This is a genomic window from Streptomyces sp. LS-MS-L19 (genome assembly GCF_058382285.1).
In genome coordinates this window covers 437,981-455,077 of the sequence record NZ_JBYCLL010000001.1, presented here as the reverse complement: position 1 = coordinate 455,077, position 17,097 = coordinate 437,981, and the positions used below count along the sequence as shown (strand labels likewise).

Sequence of the window (17,097 nt, the reverse complement as noted above, 5' to 3'; positions counted from 1 at the left end):
CCAATAGCGGCTTTATTCGAACTTGAGTTTTATTAATCGGGCCGGTGGTAGGACACCGTCATGCCCCTCACCACCCTCCCCGAACAGCTCGTCCGCACCCTGCGCTTCACCCGCGGTGTCCCCGGGCGGTTCGTCGTCTCCGGCGGTGGGGAGACCGTGCTGTTCCTGCGGGGCCGCACCGGTGACGACCCGGTGACCTGTCTGTGGGCGCTGGATGTCGACTCCGGGAGGGAGCGGTTGCTGGCCGACCCCGTACGGCTCCTCGGAGCCGGGCAGTTCGAGCGGAGGGGACGGGTGGGAGGCATCGAGGCGTACGGCACCGACACGGCGGCCGGGGTCATCGCCTTCGCCCTGGGCGGTGGGCTCTGGAAGGTGGACCCGGGCAAGGGGGAGCCGCGGCGGCTGCCCGTCGTCGGACCGGTCTCCGATCCCCGGCCCGACCCCACCGGCCGTCGCATCGCCTACGTCTCGCACGGCGCCCTGCGGGTGGTCGAGACCGACGGTACGGAGAACCGATTGGTGGCCCAACCACCCGGCCCCGACGTCGAGTTCGGGGTCGCCACCCACACCGCCACCACCTCCCTCGACGACGCCCGAGGACACTGGTGGTCGCCGGACGGGAGCCGACTGCTGTTCGCGCGGACCGACTGCACGGTGGTCCGGCCCTGGCCGACAGCCGATCCGGCCGACGGCGGGCACCTGACCGACCCGGCCACCCCTCCCGACCGGCCCCACCCGGGCGGCGCGGACCGCGAAGTCCGCCGCACCGCCCTCGCCGGCACACCCAACCCCGACGTCACACTGTGGCTCTCCGGTCTCTCCGGTCTCTCCGGGCTCGACGGCCCGCCGGTGCAGGTGAGTTGGGACCGGGTCGCCCACGAGTACGTCGTGGGCGCCGGATGGGACGCGCACGGGCCGTGGGCGCTGGTGCAGTCCCGGGACCAGCGCTCCGTCCGCCTCCTCGGCATCGACCCCGGCGACGGCCGGACCACCGTCCTGGACGAGCAGCGCGACGAACGCTGGGTGCACCTCGTCCCCGGACTGCCCGTCCGCACGGCGTCCGGCGCCCTTCTCACCCCTCACGACACGAACGGGACCCGGCATCTCGCCCGGGACGGAACAGACGTCACGCCCGAGGGACTTCAGCTGCGAGCCGTGCTCGGCGTCGACGGCGACGACGTCCTCTTCACGGCCTCCGACGACCCCACCGAGACCCACCTCTGGAGCTACAGCCCCAAGTCCGGCCTACGGCACCTGAGTTCCGGACCCGGTGTGCACTCCGGCGCCCGCGGCGGCGGCACCCTGGTCCGGATCACCCGGGACGCAGAACGGCCCGGCGGGCGCGCCGAGGTGCTGCGCACGGGCCGACCGGCCGTCACCGTCCTGTCGTACGCCGAACGCCCGGTCCTCGACGTCCACGCCGAACACTTCGTCCTGGGCCTCCGAGCATTGCGTGCCCGGCTCCATCTGCCGTCCTGGTACCGCCGGGGCAGCCATCCGCTGCCGGTGCTCGTCGACTCGTACGGCGGGGCGGCGCTCCAGCGCGTCACCGCGGAACTGGACTCGCGGGTCCTGCTTTCGCAGTGGTTCGCCGAGCGGGGATTCGCCGTCCTCACCACCGACGGCCGCGGTACGCCCGGCCGCGGGCCCGACTGGGAACGCGAGGTGTACGGCGACCTGTTCGGACCCGTCCTCGACGACCAGGTCACCGCCCTGCACGAAGTGGCCCGCCAGTGCCCCGACCTCGACCTCGGCCGGGTCGCCTTCCGGGGCTGGTCCTTCGGCGGTGCGCTGGCCGCGCTGGCCGTGCTGCGCCGCCCCGATGTCTTCCATGCCGCCGTGGCCGGCGCGGGCGTCACCGACCAACGGCTCTACCACGCGCACTGGCGCGAGCGGTTCCTCGGCCATCCCGACGCCCACCCGCAGCGGTACGAGGCCTGCGACCTGCTCCGCGAGGCACCGCGACTGACCCGGCCGCTCCTGCTCGTCCACGGGCTCGCCGACACCAACGTCCCTCCGGTCAACACCCTCCGGCTCTCCGCCGTACTCAAGGCCGCGGGGCGCCCGCACGAACTCCTGCTCCTGCCCGGCATCGGTCATCAGCCCATCGGCACGACGGTCACGCGACAGCTGCTGGAGCGGCAAGTGAGCTTCCTGCGGCGCCACTTGGGCAGCGATCCACCCCGGCCTCCCTCCGCCGCCGGGGCGCCGCCCCCGTCCTAGAAGGTGCGCTTGAGCAGGTCGAGCAGTGCCGCCCAGTGCCGCTCGTCGCCCTCCGGGTGGTACGAAGCGGTGTCGGCCTGGGTGAAACCGTGCGGGGCACCCTCGTAGACCTCGCAGCGGTGCCGGACACCGGCCTCGGTCAGGGCGGCCTCGAGGCGCTCGATCTGCTCGGGCGGCAGCGAGTGGTCGTTGTCGGCGTGGCCGAAGTACAGCTCGGCGGTGATGTTCCCGGCCACCAGGTGCGGGCTGTCCGGGGTGTCGGTGGCCAGACGCCCGCCGTGGAAGCCGGCCGCCGCGGCCACCCGGTCCGGGTAGGTGCCCGCGGTGAGCAGGGACAGCCGCGCGCCCATGCAGTAGCCGGTGAGGGCGACCGGGCCCTCGGCGACCTCGGGCCGCTCGGCCAGCCAGCGCAGATACGCCCCGGCGTCGCGCATCGCGAGCTCGGGCGTCAGCGCCTGCATGACCGGCACGATCTTCTCGAAGATCTCCGGCCGCGCGGCGGGGTCGATGAACTCGGGCAGCTCGAAGACCGGCGTGCGTCCGTGCCGGTAGAACACGTTGGGCACGAGAACCGTGTAGCCGGCCTCGGCGAGCCGGTCGGCCATCGACCTCAGCTGGGGGCGCAGTCCGAAGGCGTCCTGGAACAGCAGGACGGCGGGCCGGGGCGCACCGTCGGCCGGGTGGGCCAGATAGGCGTCGGCGATGCCGTCCTCGGTGGGGATGTCGACGTCGGTTCCCTGTACGGAGGTCATGGGGGGTGCCTCTCTGCGCATACGACGGCGAGCAGGTCGCCGGCCCGGCGGAACCGGGGCCGGGCACATGTTTGCACGCACCATCCAACCGGCCGCCGCGGCCCCCTCCCACTTGAGGACGGCTTTACTCGAACCGGCTGGTGTCGCCCGCGCCGTGCCTCACGATCTCCGCCTCGCCGCCGGAGAAGTCGATCACCGTCGTCGGTTCGGTACCGCAGTCGCCCGAGTCGACGACCGCGTCCAGTACGTGGTCGAGACGGTCCTTGATCTCCCAGCCCTGGGTCATCGGCTCCTCCTCGTCGGGCAGGAGCAGGGTGCTGGACAGCAGCGGCTCGCCCAGCTCGGAGAGCAGCGCCTGGGTGACGACGTGGTCGGGGATCCGGACACCGACCGTCTTCTTCTTCGGGTGCTGGAGCATCCGCGGCACCTCCTTCGTCGCCGGGAGGATGAAGGTGTAGCTGCCGGGCGTCGACGCCTTGATCGCGCGGAACACGTCCTTGTCGACCCGTACGAACTGGCCGAGCTGCGCGAAGTCCTGGCAGACCAGGGTGAAGTGGTGCCGGTCGTCGAGATGACGGATGCTGCGGATCCGGTCGATGCCGTCCCGGCTGCCGAGCCGGCAGCCGAGTGCGTAGCAGGAGTCCGTCGGGTACGCGATCAGCGCGTCCGACCGGATGCTCTCGGCGATCTGGCTGATGGCACGGGGTTGCGGGTTGTCGGGGTGCACGTCGAAGTACTTGGCCATCCGCCGAGCTTATGCCGTCGCGGGGGGACGAGGACGGAGGCCGAGCAGCGGCACCGCCGCCGGCAGGTGCCGGGCCCAGTGGCGCCGTACGACTCCGGGCCCGCGTTGCTGCGACGCGACGGCAGCGGAGGCCGTGCAGGTGCAGGTGGAGGAGCGGGGGTGGTGCGAGGGCACCGGTTCGGCTTCGCGGTCGACGGGGACCTGCGGCCGGTGAACCCGCAGTCAGCGGTCAGGGGGCGCGGGGAACTGCGCGACCAGCCCCACCCACCCGCAGTCGCCCACCGCCCGTCAGGCTCGTCGTCCTCAGGTGCTCCACACCCGGCGCTCCGCCTCCATACGCCCACATCGCCCAACTCCCCGCCGCTCCACCACACTTTCCGCTCGACCGTCACCTTCATGCCCCCTTCTGCACACCTGGCCGCGTCCGGCCCGACGACCGCCGGCCGTGCGTGAGGTACCGTCCCGAGCGGTATGTCGTGAAGGACGCGAGGGGCGAGGAGAAGGGTGACGTGGCAGGTCAGGGGGGTGGGTCCGGCGGGAGTCGGGCGCGGGACGTCGGGGAGTCGACGTGGGCGCTGGAACTCCTGGACCATCTGCGGCCGACCGGGCGTGACATGCGCAGGCTCGTCGCCTGGCTCGCGGAGTCGGTGAACGGCACGGCCTCCCTCCACGACGACACCGGAACCCTCGTCGCCGGCCCCGGCATGCCCCTGGACGAGACCCTGGTCGCGGACATCCGCGCCGGCCGCATCGCCTCCGCGGCCTCGGCGGACGAGGACACCCACCTCCGCCTGCTCAGAATCGAGTACCCGGACCCCGCGAAGGCCGGCGTGCTCGCGGTGGCCCGCAAGTCTCCCTTCGACCGGCGTACCTCCGACATCCTCACGCACACCGCCCAGATCCTCGAACTCCTGCTGCGCGCCCGGGAGACGGCCACGGCCGGACGGCGCCTGAAGCGGGCCACCTCCGATCTCCGCCTGGCCATACTCCAGTTGCTGATGGTGGAGGACACCGTCGCCGCCCGCCGCGTCGCCGCCGGACTGTGGCCCGGCCTGCTCGACACCGACACGGCCTGTGTCTACGTCCTCGAGGGCGACGCGGCGGAGCGCGACCGGCTCGCCGAGGAGTGCCTCGGGGTCATCGGCGACCGGGCCCTCGTGGTGCGCTGCCCGGCCATGGACGGACACGTGATCATCGTGACCACCGGGGACGCCGCGGGCACGGCCCTGCGCTCGCTCGTCGACCGCAACCCCGGCACGCTCCTCGGCGGCAGCACCCGCCAGAGCCTCGCCCGGACCGCCGCCGCCTACGGCCAGGCGGTGAGCGCCCTCGCCGTGGCGCGCGTACGACCGGACAAAGCAGCCGTGTACGCCGAACGCAACCACCCCCAACGGCTGATGGACCCGGCGGCGCTGCGCGCCTGGACCGCCCGGCTGCTGCGCCCCCTCGACACCCTGCCGCACCACACCCGCGCCGAGCTGCTGGTCACCACCCGCCTCGGCCTCGAGTTCACCGCCGTGAGCGCGGCCAAGGTGCTGGGCGTCAGCCGCAACACCGTCCGCGCCCGCATGGAACGCGTCGAGTCCCTGCTGCGCACCGACTTCACCGACCTGACCGTCCGCGCGACCGTCCACCTGGCCCTCAGCACCCAGGTCAGCCTCGCGGACGGGCAGGACGCCCCCTCGGGCGCGGGGCAGGCCCGCACCGGACTGGGTGATCTGCTGGCCGGGCCCGCGCTGGAGACCTGGGCGCGGGAACTGCTCGGACGTCTGGACAGCGACCCCCGCGATCTGCGCCGCACACTGCGCAGCTGGATCGCCGCCGGCGGCAACGCGGAGCGGGCCGCGCAGACGCTGGCCGTGCACGCGCAGACCGTGCGGGAACACGTGCGCAGCGCCGAACCGGTCCTCGAACGCCAACTCATCGCCTCCGGCGGTGACCTCTACGAGGTCGTGCTGGCCCATCTGGCGACCGGCGAGCTGGAACACCCCGTCTCGTTGCGGGACGATCCGGGCCATTCGGACTCACCTGTGCACGGGTGAGTCCTGTGCCGCGCACAGCGGGCATCGGCGCGATTCACAAGAGTCCGCAGGTCACGTAAGTTCGACGCACCGCAGGGGGAACGACCGGAACGGGGGACCGGTCGCGCCCCCTGCGAGGCGTTTCCGCCACCCTCCCGCGCGACGCGCCGCGGCCGCCCGCGAGGCGTTTCTCCCGCGTACGACGGGTACTCGTCCGGCTCCGGAACGACTACCGCTGGAGGAGGCCCGGAATGACCAGCAGCACGGAGACCGGCGGCGCGACCGGCACGCCGGACAAGGACTACAACCTCATCTGGTATGTGGAGGCGTGCCTGAGCAACGCGCTGCGGCTGGAGAGCTACATCCAGGACGCGGAACGCGGCAAGGACACCGAGGTCGCCGACCTGTTCCGCAAGGCCCAGGCGGACAGCCGCAAGGGCGCCGAGATCGGCAAGGGACTGCTGCGCGCACGGCTGAACGGCGGCTGACCCTGCGGGTGCGGAGGGGCCGGACAGACGGGTGTCCGGCCCCTCCGCACGCGTACGGAAGCCCCGGGAAACGGGCCCGGTGTGGCCGGCCGCGCCGCCCCGCGGGCCCGCTGGACGCCCGCGGCGGCTCACGCTCCCCGGACGGTGAGCTCCCGCAGCGCCTTGGCCACGTCGGCCGGGGTCTCCTCCGCCATGAAGTGGCCGCACGAGACGGTCGTATGGCGGAGGTCGTCGGCCCAGGACGCCCACAGGGCCCTGGCGTCGTAGCCGAGGGCGGCGCCCCAGTCCTGCTGGAGGACGGTCACGGGCATGCCCAGCCGGTTCCCCGCGGCCCGGTCGGCCTCGTCGTGCTCGACGTCGATGCCCGCCGAGGCGCGGTAGTCGGCGACGATCGACGGCACCGCCTCGCGGCAGGCCCGCAGATACTCGGCCCGGACCCGCGCCGGGATCGCGTCGGGCCGGTTCGCCCAGACGTCGAGGAAGTGGCCGAAGAACGCGTCCGCGCTCGCGGAGATCATCCGCTCGGCCAGACCCGGCGGCTGGGCCATGAGGTAGAGGTGGAAGGCGACCGCCGCCGACGTGCCGTGCAGGGCGTCCCACATGTCGAGCGTGGGCAGGATGTCCAGGAGGGCCAGGTGCGACACCGCGTCCGGATGGTCCAGGCCCGCCCGGAAGGCCACCAGCGCACCCCGGTCGTGCCCGGCCAGCGCGAACCGGGGATGCCCCAGCAGGCGCGCGAGCGTGACGACGTCCTGCGCCATGGTCCGCTTGGAGTAGGTGCCGGGGCCGTCCTCGCGGGGCTTGTCGCTGTCGCCGTAGCCGCGCAGGTCGGGGCAGATCACGGTGTGGTCGGCCGCCAGGTCCGCCGCCACGTGGCGCCACATCAGGTGGGTCTGCGGGAATCCGTGCAGCAGGACGACGGGTGTGCCGGTGCCGCCTACGGCCACGTGCAGGCGGACGTCCTCGGCGACGGACACCCGCTGGTGGTCGAATCCGGGGATGGTCGGTTTCACGGTGGTGCTCTCCTCGGTCGGGCGGTACGGGGGAGGCGTCAGGGCCCGGTGACGCCATGCCCCCAGGGTCCGGGCGGCGAATGAGCAACGGATGAGCGCGTGTACGTTGAGGGACGTGCGCGTGGTCGAGTTCGGAGTCCTGGGGGCCGTGGCCGCCTGGGACGACACCGGGGAGCCGATCGCTCTGAAGGGGCCCAGGCATCGCGCGGTGCTGGCCCGTCTCCTCGTCGCCCGCCGCAGGGTCGTGCCCGTGCCCCGCCTGGTGGCGGACCTGTGGGGAGACGATCCGCCCGCGGACGCGGTGGGTACCGTCCGGACCTTCGTCGCCGCACTGCGGCGCGCGCTGGAACCCGAGCGTCCCCGCCGGGCCCCGGCCCGCCTCCTCGTCACCGAAGGCCCCGGCTACGCGTTGCGTGCCGAACCGTCCCACGTCGACGCCTGGCGGTTCGAATCCGCCGTAGCCTCGGCCGTCGACCTGCCTCCCGCGCGGGCGGTGCCCCGGCTGACCGAGGCCCTGGAGCTGTGGCGCGGCCCCGCCTACGCCGACTTCGCCGAGGAACCCTGGGCTCGCGCCGAGCGCGCCCAGCTCGCCGAGCTGCGGCTGACCGCCGTGGAACGCCGGGCCGAGGCCCAGCTCGCCCTCGGCGCGGCCGCGGACGCCGTGGCGGACCTCGACGCCCATGTCGCCGAGCACCCCTGGCGGGAGGACGCCTGGCGGCTCCTCGCCCTCGCCCTGTACCGCTCCGGCCGCCAGGCCGACGCCCTGTCCGTCCTCCGCCACGCCCGACACCTGCTGCGCGAACACCTCGGCGTGGAGCCGGGACCACGCCTCCGCCGCACGGAGGAGGCTCTCGTGCACCCCGGCGGACAGGCCGATGGGCGTCCCGTCGGGCGGGACACTTCGCACCTCGGCGGGCGGGACGCCTCGCACCTCGGCGGGCGGGACTCCTTGCGCCTTGGTGGGCGGGACGCGTCTCCCCGAAGCGGGCAGGCCCCCTCGCCCCTCAGCGGGCAGAATGCCTCGGCCCCCAGCGGCCCGGCCCGCTCTCCCCGAAGCGGGCAGGCCCCCTCGCCCCTCAGTGGGCGGGGCTCGCACCGAGGCACTCCGGATGCCTCGCGCCCCAGTGGGCGGGACACCCCACCCCGAAACGAACGGGACGGCTCACTCCGCAGTGGGCAGGACCTCTCACGCCCCAGCGGACGGGACACCTCACCCCAAAGCGGACGGGACCCCTCATCCCGCAGCGGGCAGCACCCCTCGCCCCGAAGCAGGCAGGCCCCCTCCCACCCCACCAGCCATGACACCCCGCCCCCCAGCGACAGGAACACCCGACCCCCCACCAACCAGAACACCCCCCTGCACCGCACCGAGCAGGACATCCTCCGGCACGCCGGCCACCTGGACCCGGTCCCCTCCGACACCGCCGCAGAGATCTGGGCGCAGGCCTCCGCGTCGTACGCCGGCATGGTCCCGCTGCGGGCCGGCACCCGGCTGGAGTCCACCGCGGGGCTCATGCGCGACCTCGCCGTGACCGGTGGCGGCGGTCTGGAAGCGGCCCGTCGGCACCGTGCGGCCGCCGTGGTCGCGGCCGAGCAGCTCGGCGATCCGGAGCTGACGGCCCGCGTGATCGGCGTGTACGACGTCCCGGCCGTGTGGACCCGCTCCGACGACCCGGCCCAGGCCGAGCGCGTGGTGGCCGCGGCCGAGCGCACCCTGCTCCACCTGCCGCCGACCGCGCACGAGGCGTCGCGGGCCCGGCTGCTGGCCACCGTCGCGCTGGAGTCCCGCGGCGCCCTCCCCGACCGGATCCGCGCCCTCCAGGCGGCCCGGCAGGCCGTAACGAGCGCACGCCGGCTCAACGACGCGGGCCTCCTCGTCTTCGCCCTCAACGGCCTGTTCATGCAGACCTTCGAGCAGGCCGGACTCGCGGCACGAAGGGACGAGATCGGCGCCGAGATCACCGCCGTGGCGGAACGGCACGGACTGTTCACCTACGAGGTCCTCGGTCATCTGATCCGGCTCCAAGCCCACTGCGCCACCGCCGACTTCACGGCGGCCGAACGACACGCGCAAGCCGCCGAAACCCTCGGCGAACGCCACGAACTGCCCCTGGTCGCCGTCTTCACCACCTGGTACCGCGCCCTGCGCACCGCGACCTCGGAGCCCGCGCACCTCGGCGAGCGCGCGTACCGGAACGCCGCCAAGTCCCTGGAAGGCGCCGGGATGCCGGGCCTGGAGCGAGGCCTGCTGCCCCTCGCCCTGCTGTGCCTACGACTGCACCACGGCCTCCCCGCCACCGTCGACTCGAACACCGACCCGCACACCGACCCACACACCGACTGGGGCCCCTACGAGCCCTGGGTCCGCCCCCTGCTGCTGCTCGCCGACGGCGAAGAGCGGTCCGCCGTAAGTCTGTTGGCCTCCGTCCCCTCCCCACCCGGTGACCTGCTCCACGAGGCGCTGTGGACTCTGCTGGCACGAGCGGCCGTTCAGGTCGGCGACCGTCCCCTGATGCGCCGCGCCCAGCAGGCGCTCGCGCCCGCCGACGGCGAACTGGCGGGAGCGGCCAGCGGCTTGCTCACCGCGGGGCCCGTCTCGGACCACCTGGACGCACTGACCGCCGCACTCGCCCGGCACACATCTTGACCTTGACCGAACCCGAGGCTTAGCGTTCCGGCGTCGCACGTGATTGAAACGATTCAACAGCGAAGTTGGGGCACCCGCATGCATGAAGCCATCCGCATATCGCGACGCACGGTCCTCGCTGCCGGCGTGGCCGCCGGACTCGCCGCGGGCGCCGCCACGGCGCTCGGAGCGGCGGTCCCGGCAGCGGCCGTCCCGGCGGTGGGGTCGGGCGCCGACTGGTTCGCGGACCCGGCGAAGTCGGTACGCCCCAGGTTCCGCTGGTGGTGGCCTGACGGACTGGTCGACCCGGACGAGATCGCCCGCGAGATCGACCAGATCGCGGACGCCGGGTTCGGCGGAGTCGAGATCGCCGCCGTCCACCACAGCATCAAGGACAAGTCGGTCCTGGACACCGCGCACCACGGCTGGGGGAGCAGACCCTGGCGGGACGGCGTCGAGGCCGCGCTGCGCCGGGCCGTGAGACGCGGTCTCACCGTCGACATCACCCTCGGCCCCAGCTGGCCGGTGGCCGTCCCGGGACTGACCCCGGACGACGAGGCCGCCGCCCAGGAACTCGCCCACGGACGTGCCGCGTTGACCGGGGGGTCCACCTACCAGGGCCCCGTCCCGCCGCCCGTGCACGCCCCGGCCGCAGGCGTCACCCGTCAGCGGCTCCTCGCCGTCCAGGCCGCCCGCGTCGACACCGCCAACTCCACCCGCAAGGAGACCGGCCTCGACCCGGCCGGCATCCAGGACCTCACGGCCACCGTCACCGACGGCACCCTCACCTGGACCGCGCCCGAGGGCGGGGACTGGGTGCTCATCTCCTACTGGGTGCGCGGCTCGGGCCAGCAGCCCGAGTCCGGCCCCCACTCGGCACCGGCCGCCTACGCCGTCGACCACTTCAGCGCCGCCGGCACCACCGCGGTCACCTCCTACTGGGAGGACCACCTGCTCACCCCGTCCCTGCGGCGCCTGTTGCGGGCCGCGGGCGGCTCCTTCTTCGAGGACTCCGTGGAACTGGAGACCGACGGCCTGAACTGGACCCCCGGGCTGCCCGAGGCCTTCGAGAAGCACACCGGGCGGCCGCTGCTGCCGTATCTGCCGGCCCTCGTCCTCGACAACAGCAACCAGGTCTTCGCGTTCGAGGCGCAGCTGACCCGCCAGATCCGGCACGACTTCTGGGAGACCGTCTCCGGCCTCTTCAACCGCAACCACCTGAAGGCCCTGCGGGACTGGGCGCACACCCTGGACATGACCCTGCGCTCGCAGCCCTACGGCCTCCAGACCGACGCCATCGCCTCCGCCGCCCTTCTCGACGTCCCGGAGGGCGAGTCGCTCGGCTTCAAGAACCTGGACGACTACCGCTGCCTCGCCGGCGGCCGGGACATGGCCGGGCGGACCGTCCTGTCCTGCGAGGCGGGCGCCTACAACGGCTCGGCGTACAGCACGACTTGGGACCGCTTCCTGCGCACCATGGGCGGTGCCTACGCGGCCGGCGTCAACCAGACCGTCATCCACGGTTTCTCCTACGCCACCGCACCCGGGGTCAACTGGCCCGGATTCGCCGCCTTCAGCCCCTACAACGGCGCCGCCGGCTACGGCGAGTCGTGGGGGCCGCGCCAGCCCACCTGGCGGCACGCCGAGGACATCTCCGGATACCTGGGCCGGGTCCACCGGGTGCTCCAGAGCGGCACGGCCCGGGCGGACGTCGCCGTGTTCCGGCAGACCGGCTACACCGCCACCGGTATCGGCGCCTCCTGGTTCACGGCGACCGGCGTCCCGCTCGGCTGGACCCACCAGTTCCTCAGCGGCCCCCTGCTCGACCTGCCCTCCGCCACCGTCTCCGGCGGCCGGCTCGCCCCCGACGGCCCCGCCTACAAGGCGCTGTTCGTCGAGGGCGACTTCTTCTACGGCTCCACGCCCACCCTCGCCGTCGAGGACGCCCGGAAGATCCTCGCCCTGGCCGAGGCGGGCCTCCCCGTAATCCTGTTCGGCGCCTTCGACCAGGCACTGACGCCGGGCGTCCCGAACCAGGGCGAGACGGACCGACTGCGTGCGCTCCTCACCCGGCTGCTCGCCCTGCCCCGTGTCCGCAGGGTCACCGACAAGGCGCTGGTCGGCGACGCCCTGGCCGCGCTGGGCGTGAGCGCCGACGTACGGCACGCGACGCCGTCCACGCTCCTCAACGCGCACCGGGTCACCGCCGACGCGGACTTCTACTACCTCTGCAACGGCAAGCACGCCGAGACGGTGAAACCGCCCGTGGCCGCCATCGACCACGACGTCACGCTCCGGCGCACCCGGGGCGGCCGGACCGTGCCGTATCTGCTCGATCCCTGGACCGGCGAGGCGGTCCGGCTCGCCCGGTACACCGAGGACGGGGACGACATCACCCTGCGGGTCGCCCTCCAGTCCGGACAGACCATGATCGTCGCCCTGGGGCGGCCGGGGCTGTTCGGCGACCGGCACGGCAGCAGCCCCCACGCGGAGGCCACCGACGCCGACGCGGTGCTGTTCACCCAGCGCGGGCTGACCGTGCGCGCCCGGACCGCCGGGACCTGGACGACCCGTCTGTCCCGGGGCCGCAGTGTCACCACCCGTACCCCCGCCGTGCCCGCGCCGATCACGCCGGCCCGCTGGACGCTGGACGTCGAGGACTGGTACCCGGGGCCGGAACCGACCCGGACCGAGCGTGTGCGGCGCACGCTGACCCTCGACACGCTGAAGCCCTGGTCGCAGATCCCGGAGCTGGCCGACTCCGCGGGCGTCGGCCGCTACCGCACCACCGTCACCCTGCCGGCCGACTGGACGCCGTCGCACGGCGCCGAGTTGGAGCTCGGACAGGTCAGCGACACGTTCCGGGTGAGCGTCAACGGCCGGCGGCTGCCCCCGGCCGACCGGCTCCACCCCGTCGTCGACCTCGGTTCCCGGCTGCGGCGGGGGGAGAACACGATCGAGGTCGAGGTGGCGACCCCGCTCATCAACCGGCTCCGGGTCGTACAGCCGACGGTGTTCGGCGGGGTCGCCCGGCAGGACCACGGGCTGGTGGGACCGGTCAGGCTGGTGCCGTACGTGCAGGCCCCGGTTTCGGGGGTGCAGGTGGCGGGGCAGGGCGCCGACCGTTGATCAGGCCGATCCGAGGTCCTTGCCGTACCAGACCTCCATGTACGGACCCGTGCAGTACGCCGGGATAGCGGCGTAGCCGTGGCGGACATACAGGGCGCGGGCCTCGACCAGGTCGAGGCGCGTGTTGAGGACCATCCGACCGGCGCCGAGCGAGCGGGCCTCCTCCTCCAGCAGCTCCAGCAGGAGGCTCGCGCCTTTCTTCCCACGGAAGGCCGGGCGCACATAGACACGGGTGAGCTCGGCCCGCTCGGCGTCCAGCATCAGGATCCCGCCGCAGGCCGCGGCCTTCTCGCCGTAGTGCCCGACGACGAACTGGCCGGTGGGCGGGGTGAGCAGTTCGGCACCGTCCCCGGCCAAGCCACGGTCGATCTCCTCGGACGTCGCCGGACGCTTCCAGTAGCGGCTCGCGACCTCGTCGTAGTAGTCACGGCGCAGACTGCTCGCGCTGACCGAGTCGAAGGCCTCTCGGGCCAGGGTCCAAGTCGTCATGACCCCATCTATAACGGGGCCGTAAGTGTCATGGCCAACGAAATTCGGGAGGAGCCGAGCACCCCGCCGCACCCCGCCGCACGAGCTGGATCAAGCAGAAGGAAGCCGGCCGTACACGAACAGGTGTGGCTCGGCCGCGCCCTCGGGGTGGTCCGGCGTGAACTCCACGACCTGCTCGAACTCCACCACGAAGCCCGCCTCGCGCACCAACGCCACCACGTCCTCGGCGGCGAAGCTGGTGGCCCGGACCGGCTGCCCCATGAACTCGATCGCGAGGTCCTCCACGTCGGCGGGCACGGTGGCGAGCACCAGGCTGCCGCCCGGACGCAGGGCCCGCGCGAGCCGGCCCAGCACCCGGGACTGCTCGGCGCGGGACATCTGGAGCAGCGAGAAGTACACGCACACCGCGTCGAACGCGCCTTCCTCCAGCGGTAGTTCGCGGATGTCGGCGAGACGGAAGGTGGCCCGCGGCACCTGCCGGGCGGCGAGGTCCACCATCACGGGGGAGACGTCCACCCCCAGCACCTCATGGCCCGCGTCGGTGAGAGCCGACGCCGTGGGACGGCCGGTACCGCTGCCGACGTCCAGCACCCGGCTGCCCGGCGCGAGCCGTTCGAGCAGCCAGTCCAGGGAGGCCAGATGTGCCGCGGATCGGGCGAACGCCTTCTCGTACGTCAGCCCCAGCGCGTCGAAGACCACTGCTGCCCGCTGTCCCTCTTCGGCCACGACCTGCTCCCCCCTCGCGGTGTCCCGGCATCGTAGCCCGGCAGCGCCCGGACTCGGCCCGGCTTGCGGACGAAAGCCGAGGCAGGGCAGGGTGCGAGGGTGGCCACCTTGCTGATCGTGCATCACACCCCCTCGCCCAACTGCCAGGCGATGTTCGAGGCCGTCGTCTCCGGAGCGACGGCCCCGGAGATCGAGGGCGTCCGCGTCGTACGCCGCGCGGCCCTGTCCGCCACCGCCTCGGACGTGCTGGAGGCGGACGGCTACCTGCTGGGCACCCCGGCCAACCTCGGCTACATGTCCGGCGCCCTCAAGCACTTCTTCGACCAGGTCTACTACCCCTGCCTCGATGAGACGCGCGGCCGTCCGTTCGGCTTCTACGTGCACGGCGGCAACGACGTCACCGGAGCCCTGCGCGGCATCGAGTCGATCACGACGGGCCTCGGCTGGCGCCGTGCGGCCGAACCGGTGACCGTCACCGGCGAACCGGCCAAGGCGGACATCGAGGCGTGCTGGGAACTGGGGGCGACGGTCGCGGCGGGGCTGATGGAGTGACCCGCCGCCAGGGGCCCCGCGCTCCGGCCACCCACCGGCGAGAGCCACCCGCCGTCAGGGACTCCCAGGCGTGATCAGGCCGCTCTCATAGGCCAGCACGACCGCCTGCACCCGGTCCCGCAGTTCCAGCTTCGACAGGATCCGCCCCACATGCGTCTTCACCGTCGTCGGACTGAGGAACAACCGGTCGGCGAGTTCGGCGTTGCTCAGCCCCGTCGCGAGCAGCCGCAGCACCTCCAGCTCCCGCGGCGTGAGTCCGGACAGGTCGCGTCGCAGCTCGGCCGACGGCACGGCATCCTCCCGGTGGGCGAAGCGCTCGATCAGCCGGCGGGTGATCGCGGGCGCCAGCAGGGCGTCCCCGGACCGCACCAGCCGTACGGCGGCCACCAGATGCTCGGGCGTGACGTCCTTGAGGAGGAAGCCGCCGGCCCCCGCGGCGAGCGCGGCGTACACGTAGTGGTCGAGGTCGTACGTGGTCAGGATGATCACCCGGACCTCGCCGGCGGAGTCGTCGGCGAGGATGCGCCGCGTGGCCTCGATGCCGTCCATGCCGGGCATCCGGATGTCCATGAGGACGACGTCGGGGCGGGTCCGCCGGACCGCGGCGACCGCCTCCGCGCCGTCGGCCGCCTCCGCCGTCACCTCGATGCCGTCCGCGGCCAGGATCATCCCGAACCCGGTCCTCACGAGGGCCTGGTCGTCGGCGATGACCGCTCTCAACCCGTCCGCGCTCACACCGTCCGCCACGGCAGCTCCGCCCTGATCCGGAAGCCCCCGGCGAGAGTCGGACCGGCCGTCAGCTCGCCGCCGTAGACCGCGAGGCGCTCGCGCAGTCCGATCAGCCCGCGCCCGTTACCGTCCGCGGGCACCCCGTCGCGCACCCCGCCGGTGTCCAGGACCTCGATCTCCAGCAGGTCGTCGGACCAGCCGACGGTGACGACGGCCTCGGCGCCCGGCGCGTGCTTGATGGTGTTGGTCAGCGCCTCCTGGACCACCCGGTACGCCGTCAGGTCCACCCCCGGCGGCAGCGGCTCCGACGGCAGGGACACCGCGACACCGACCGGGGTCCCCGCGGCCCGCACCCGGTCGATCAGCGCGCCCAACTGCCCGAGCCCCGGCTGCGGTTCGAGGCCGTCGGCGGGGGAGTCGGGGCGGCCGGTGTCCGTGGCCGCCAACAGGCCCATCACATGCCGGAGTTCGGCCATCGCGGCCCGCCCCCCGGCCTCGACCGCGAGCAACGCCTGCTTGGAACGCTCCGGCGCCGCGTCCATGACCTTGCGCGCCGCCCCCGCCTGGATCACCATCACGCTCACATTGTGGGTCACGACGTCGTGCAACTCGGCGGCGATCCGGGCGCGTTCCTCCTCCACGGCCCTGCGGGTCGCCTCCTCGTGCTCCTGCTCCAAGGCGGCGAACCGGTCCCGGCTCGCCGCGAGCCGTCGCTGCCCGAACCGGACCACGCTGGCCAGCACCCCGGCCACCAGCAGCACCACCCCGGGACTCGACCAGCCGGGCAGCACCGGGTCCGTCGCCCGGAACGCCACCCCGGCCAGCACGGCCGCCACCACCAGCCCGGTCATCGCCCCCGCCCGGTACCGGCTGTACATGACGGCGCTGTACGTGCCGATGACACAGGTCAGCACATTGATCCAGGAGGCGTCGTCACCGATGCCGAGCGCCGCGCCGACCACCACCGCGAACACGGCCAGCGGATACCGCCGCCGGGCCGCCAGCGGCAGCGCCGACAGCACGACCAGGACCCAGGGCGGGGAAGCCGGTTCCCCGGCATCCGCCCCGGGCACGGGCGGGCGCGGCGGTGACGGGGGCACCGGTACCCCGTGCTCGACCTGCCCCGGTTCCCCGGCGTCCGCTCCGGGCACGGGTGGCCGCGGCGGTGACGGGGGCGCCGGTACCCCGTGCTCGACCTGCCCCACCCGCACCGGCCCGTCGCCCGGATAGCGCGCCGCCACCACCAGCGCGACCACCGTCAGCAGCACGGCCAGCAGCACGTCGAAGTACACCGACCGCCGTGACAGCGGCGCGCCCTTCGCCTCCGGCCGCAGCGCGCCACGCACCTGCCGACGCCATCCCCGCAGGTACTCCGTCTCCATGCGCCCATTGTCGTGGGCCAGAAGCCCCGCGCGCGTCCCTCCGCATGACCAGCGCCCCCTCCGCCGGGCGTACTTCGCAGGGATGACCCCGCCCCGGGTCCTCCCCGCGGAGGGCCCTGTCTCGGTGCTCCGGCCGACGCGCCGAAGACCCGCCCGTCCGTACCTTCGCCACGCCGCCACAACCGCGTGGCACGCTCGCGCCTCGCCGGCGCCGGCACGGAC

Annotated in this window: 13 protein-coding genes; 6 read left to right on the top strand and 7 right to left on the bottom strand. The window is 73.5% G+C overall.

The annotated features are described in order from the left end of the window. The first annotated feature begins 60 nt into the window (after positions 1-60). Positions 61-2,223 (top strand): S9 family peptidase, encoded by a 2,163-nt coding sequence (locus AC2XR2_RS01950; RefSeq protein ID WP_491514047.1) that lies wholly within the window; start codon positions 61-63, stop codon positions 2,221-2,223. Here AC2XR2_RS01950 and AC2XR2_RS01945 read toward each other — a convergent pair. Both AC2XR2_RS01945 and AC2XR2_RS01940 read right to left on the bottom strand, forming a co-directional pair. Then, complete coding sequence (locus tag AC2XR2_RS01945; protein WP_381302328.1) at positions 2,220-2,975, bottom strand: dienelactone hydrolase family protein; 756 nt, start codon at positions 2,973-2,975, stop codon at positions 2,220-2,222. The two genes, AC2XR2_RS01950 and AC2XR2_RS01945, sit on opposite strands and share 4 nt — an antisense overlap. A gap of 124 nt (positions 2,976-3,099) precedes the next feature. Beyond that, positions 3,100-3,720, bottom strand: coding sequence for an L-threonylcarbamoyladenylate synthase (locus tag AC2XR2_RS01940; protein ID WP_381302327.1), 621 nt, complete (start codon positions 3,718-3,720; stop codon positions 3,100-3,102). 509 nt (positions 3,721-4,229) lie between these two features. On the opposite strand from AC2XR2_RS01940, the gene AC2XR2_RS01935 reads away from it, so the two are divergent. Both AC2XR2_RS01935 and AC2XR2_RS01930 read left to right on the top strand, forming a co-directional pair. Further along, positions 4,230-5,762: a helix-turn-helix domain-containing protein gene (locus AC2XR2_RS01935; protein WP_381302326.1), complete on the top strand. Its 1,533-nt coding sequence runs from the start codon at positions 4,230-4,232 to the stop codon at positions 5,760-5,762. Positions 5,763-5,992: 230 nt separating this feature from the next. Next, complete coding sequence (locus AC2XR2_RS01930) at positions 5,993-6,229, top strand: hypothetical protein (RefSeq protein WP_362666239.1); 237 nt, start codon at positions 5,993-5,995, stop codon at positions 6,227-6,229. A 128-nt stretch (positions 6,230-6,357) separates the two neighbouring features. Here AC2XR2_RS01930 and AC2XR2_RS01925 read toward each other — a convergent pair whose 3' ends face one another. After that, positions 6,358-7,242 (bottom strand): alpha/beta fold hydrolase, encoded by an 885-nt coding sequence (locus AC2XR2_RS01925; RefSeq protein ID WP_381302324.1) that lies wholly within the window; start codon positions 7,240-7,242, stop codon positions 6,358-6,360. A gap of 115 nt (positions 7,243-7,357) precedes the next feature. Between AC2XR2_RS01925 and AC2XR2_RS01920 the strand changes: the two genes are divergently transcribed. Both AC2XR2_RS01920 and AC2XR2_RS01915 read left to right on the top strand, forming a co-directional pair. Beyond that, positions 7,358-9,889, top strand: coding sequence for an AfsR/SARP family transcriptional regulator (locus tag AC2XR2_RS01920; protein ID WP_491514046.1), 2,532 nt, complete (start codon positions 7,358-7,360; stop codon positions 9,887-9,889). A gap of 78 nt (positions 9,890-9,967) precedes the next feature. Next, the gene (locus AC2XR2_RS01915) at positions 9,968-12,997 is read left to right on the top strand and encodes a glycosyl hydrolase (RefSeq protein WP_491514045.1); all 3,030 of its coding nucleotides are present in this window, start codon (positions 9,968-9,970) and stop codon (positions 12,995-12,997) included. Here the strand turns inward: AC2XR2_RS01915 and AC2XR2_RS01910 are convergent, their stop codons facing one another. Then, positions 12,998-13,486 (bottom strand): GNAT family N-acetyltransferase, encoded by a 489-nt coding sequence (locus AC2XR2_RS01910; protein ID WP_491514044.1) that lies wholly within the window; start codon positions 13,484-13,486, stop codon positions 12,998-13,000. It lies immediately after the preceding gene. A gap of 90 nt (positions 13,487-13,576) precedes the next feature. Next, a complete protein-coding gene (locus AC2XR2_RS01905; RefSeq protein WP_491514043.1) occupies positions 13,577-14,212 on the bottom strand; it encodes a class I SAM-dependent methyltransferase in 636 nt (211 codons plus the stop codon). Positions 14,213-14,311: 99 nt separating this feature from the next. Here AC2XR2_RS01905 and AC2XR2_RS01900 point away from each other — a divergent pair, with 99 nt between their 5' ends. Further along, positions 14,312-14,764, top strand: coding sequence for a flavodoxin family protein (locus AC2XR2_RS01900; protein WP_449353540.1), 453 nt, complete (start codon positions 14,312-14,314; stop codon positions 14,762-14,764). A gap of 54 nt (positions 14,765-14,818) precedes the next feature. Here AC2XR2_RS01900 and AC2XR2_RS01895 read toward each other — a convergent pair whose 3' ends face one another. Further along, complete coding sequence (locus AC2XR2_RS01895) at positions 14,819-15,511, bottom strand: response regulator (RefSeq protein WP_491514042.1); 693 nt, start codon at positions 15,509-15,511, stop codon at positions 14,819-14,821. Continuing rightward, positions 15,496-16,875, bottom strand: a complete 1,380-nt coding sequence (locus AC2XR2_RS01890; protein WP_491514041.1) for a sensor histidine kinase — start codon at positions 16,873-16,875, stop codon at positions 15,496-15,498. The genes AC2XR2_RS01895 and AC2XR2_RS01890 overlap by 16 nt, the downstream gene beginning before the upstream one ends. Between the last annotated feature and the right edge of the window lie 222 nt (positions 16,876-17,097).

Coding starts and splice junctions, on each gene's coding strand:
- AC2XR2_RS01950 (WP_491514047.1), top strand. CDS start 61: ATGCCCCTCACCACCCTCCCCGAACAGCTCGTCCGCACCCTGCGCTTC.
- AC2XR2_RS01945 (WP_381302328.1), bottom strand. CDS start 2,975: ATGACCTCCGTACAGGGAACCGACGTCGACATCCCCACCGAGGACGGC.
- AC2XR2_RS01940 (WP_381302327.1), bottom strand. CDS start 3,720: ATGGCCAAGTACTTCGACGTGCACCCCGACAACCCGCAACCCCGTGCC.
- AC2XR2_RS01930 (WP_362666239.1), top strand. CDS start 5,993: ATGACCAGCAGCACGGAGACCGGCGGCGCGACCGGCACGCCGGACAAG.
- AC2XR2_RS01915 (WP_491514045.1), top strand. CDS start 9,968: ATGCATGAAGCCATCCGCATATCGCGACGCACGGTCCTCGCTGCCGGC.
- AC2XR2_RS01910 (WP_491514044.1), bottom strand. CDS start 13,486: ATGACGACTTGGACCCTGGCCCGAGAGGCCTTCGACTCGGTCAGCGCG.
- AC2XR2_RS01890 (WP_491514041.1), bottom strand. CDS start 16,875: ATGGAGACGGAGTACCTGCGGGGATGGCGTCGGCAGGTGCGTGGCGCG.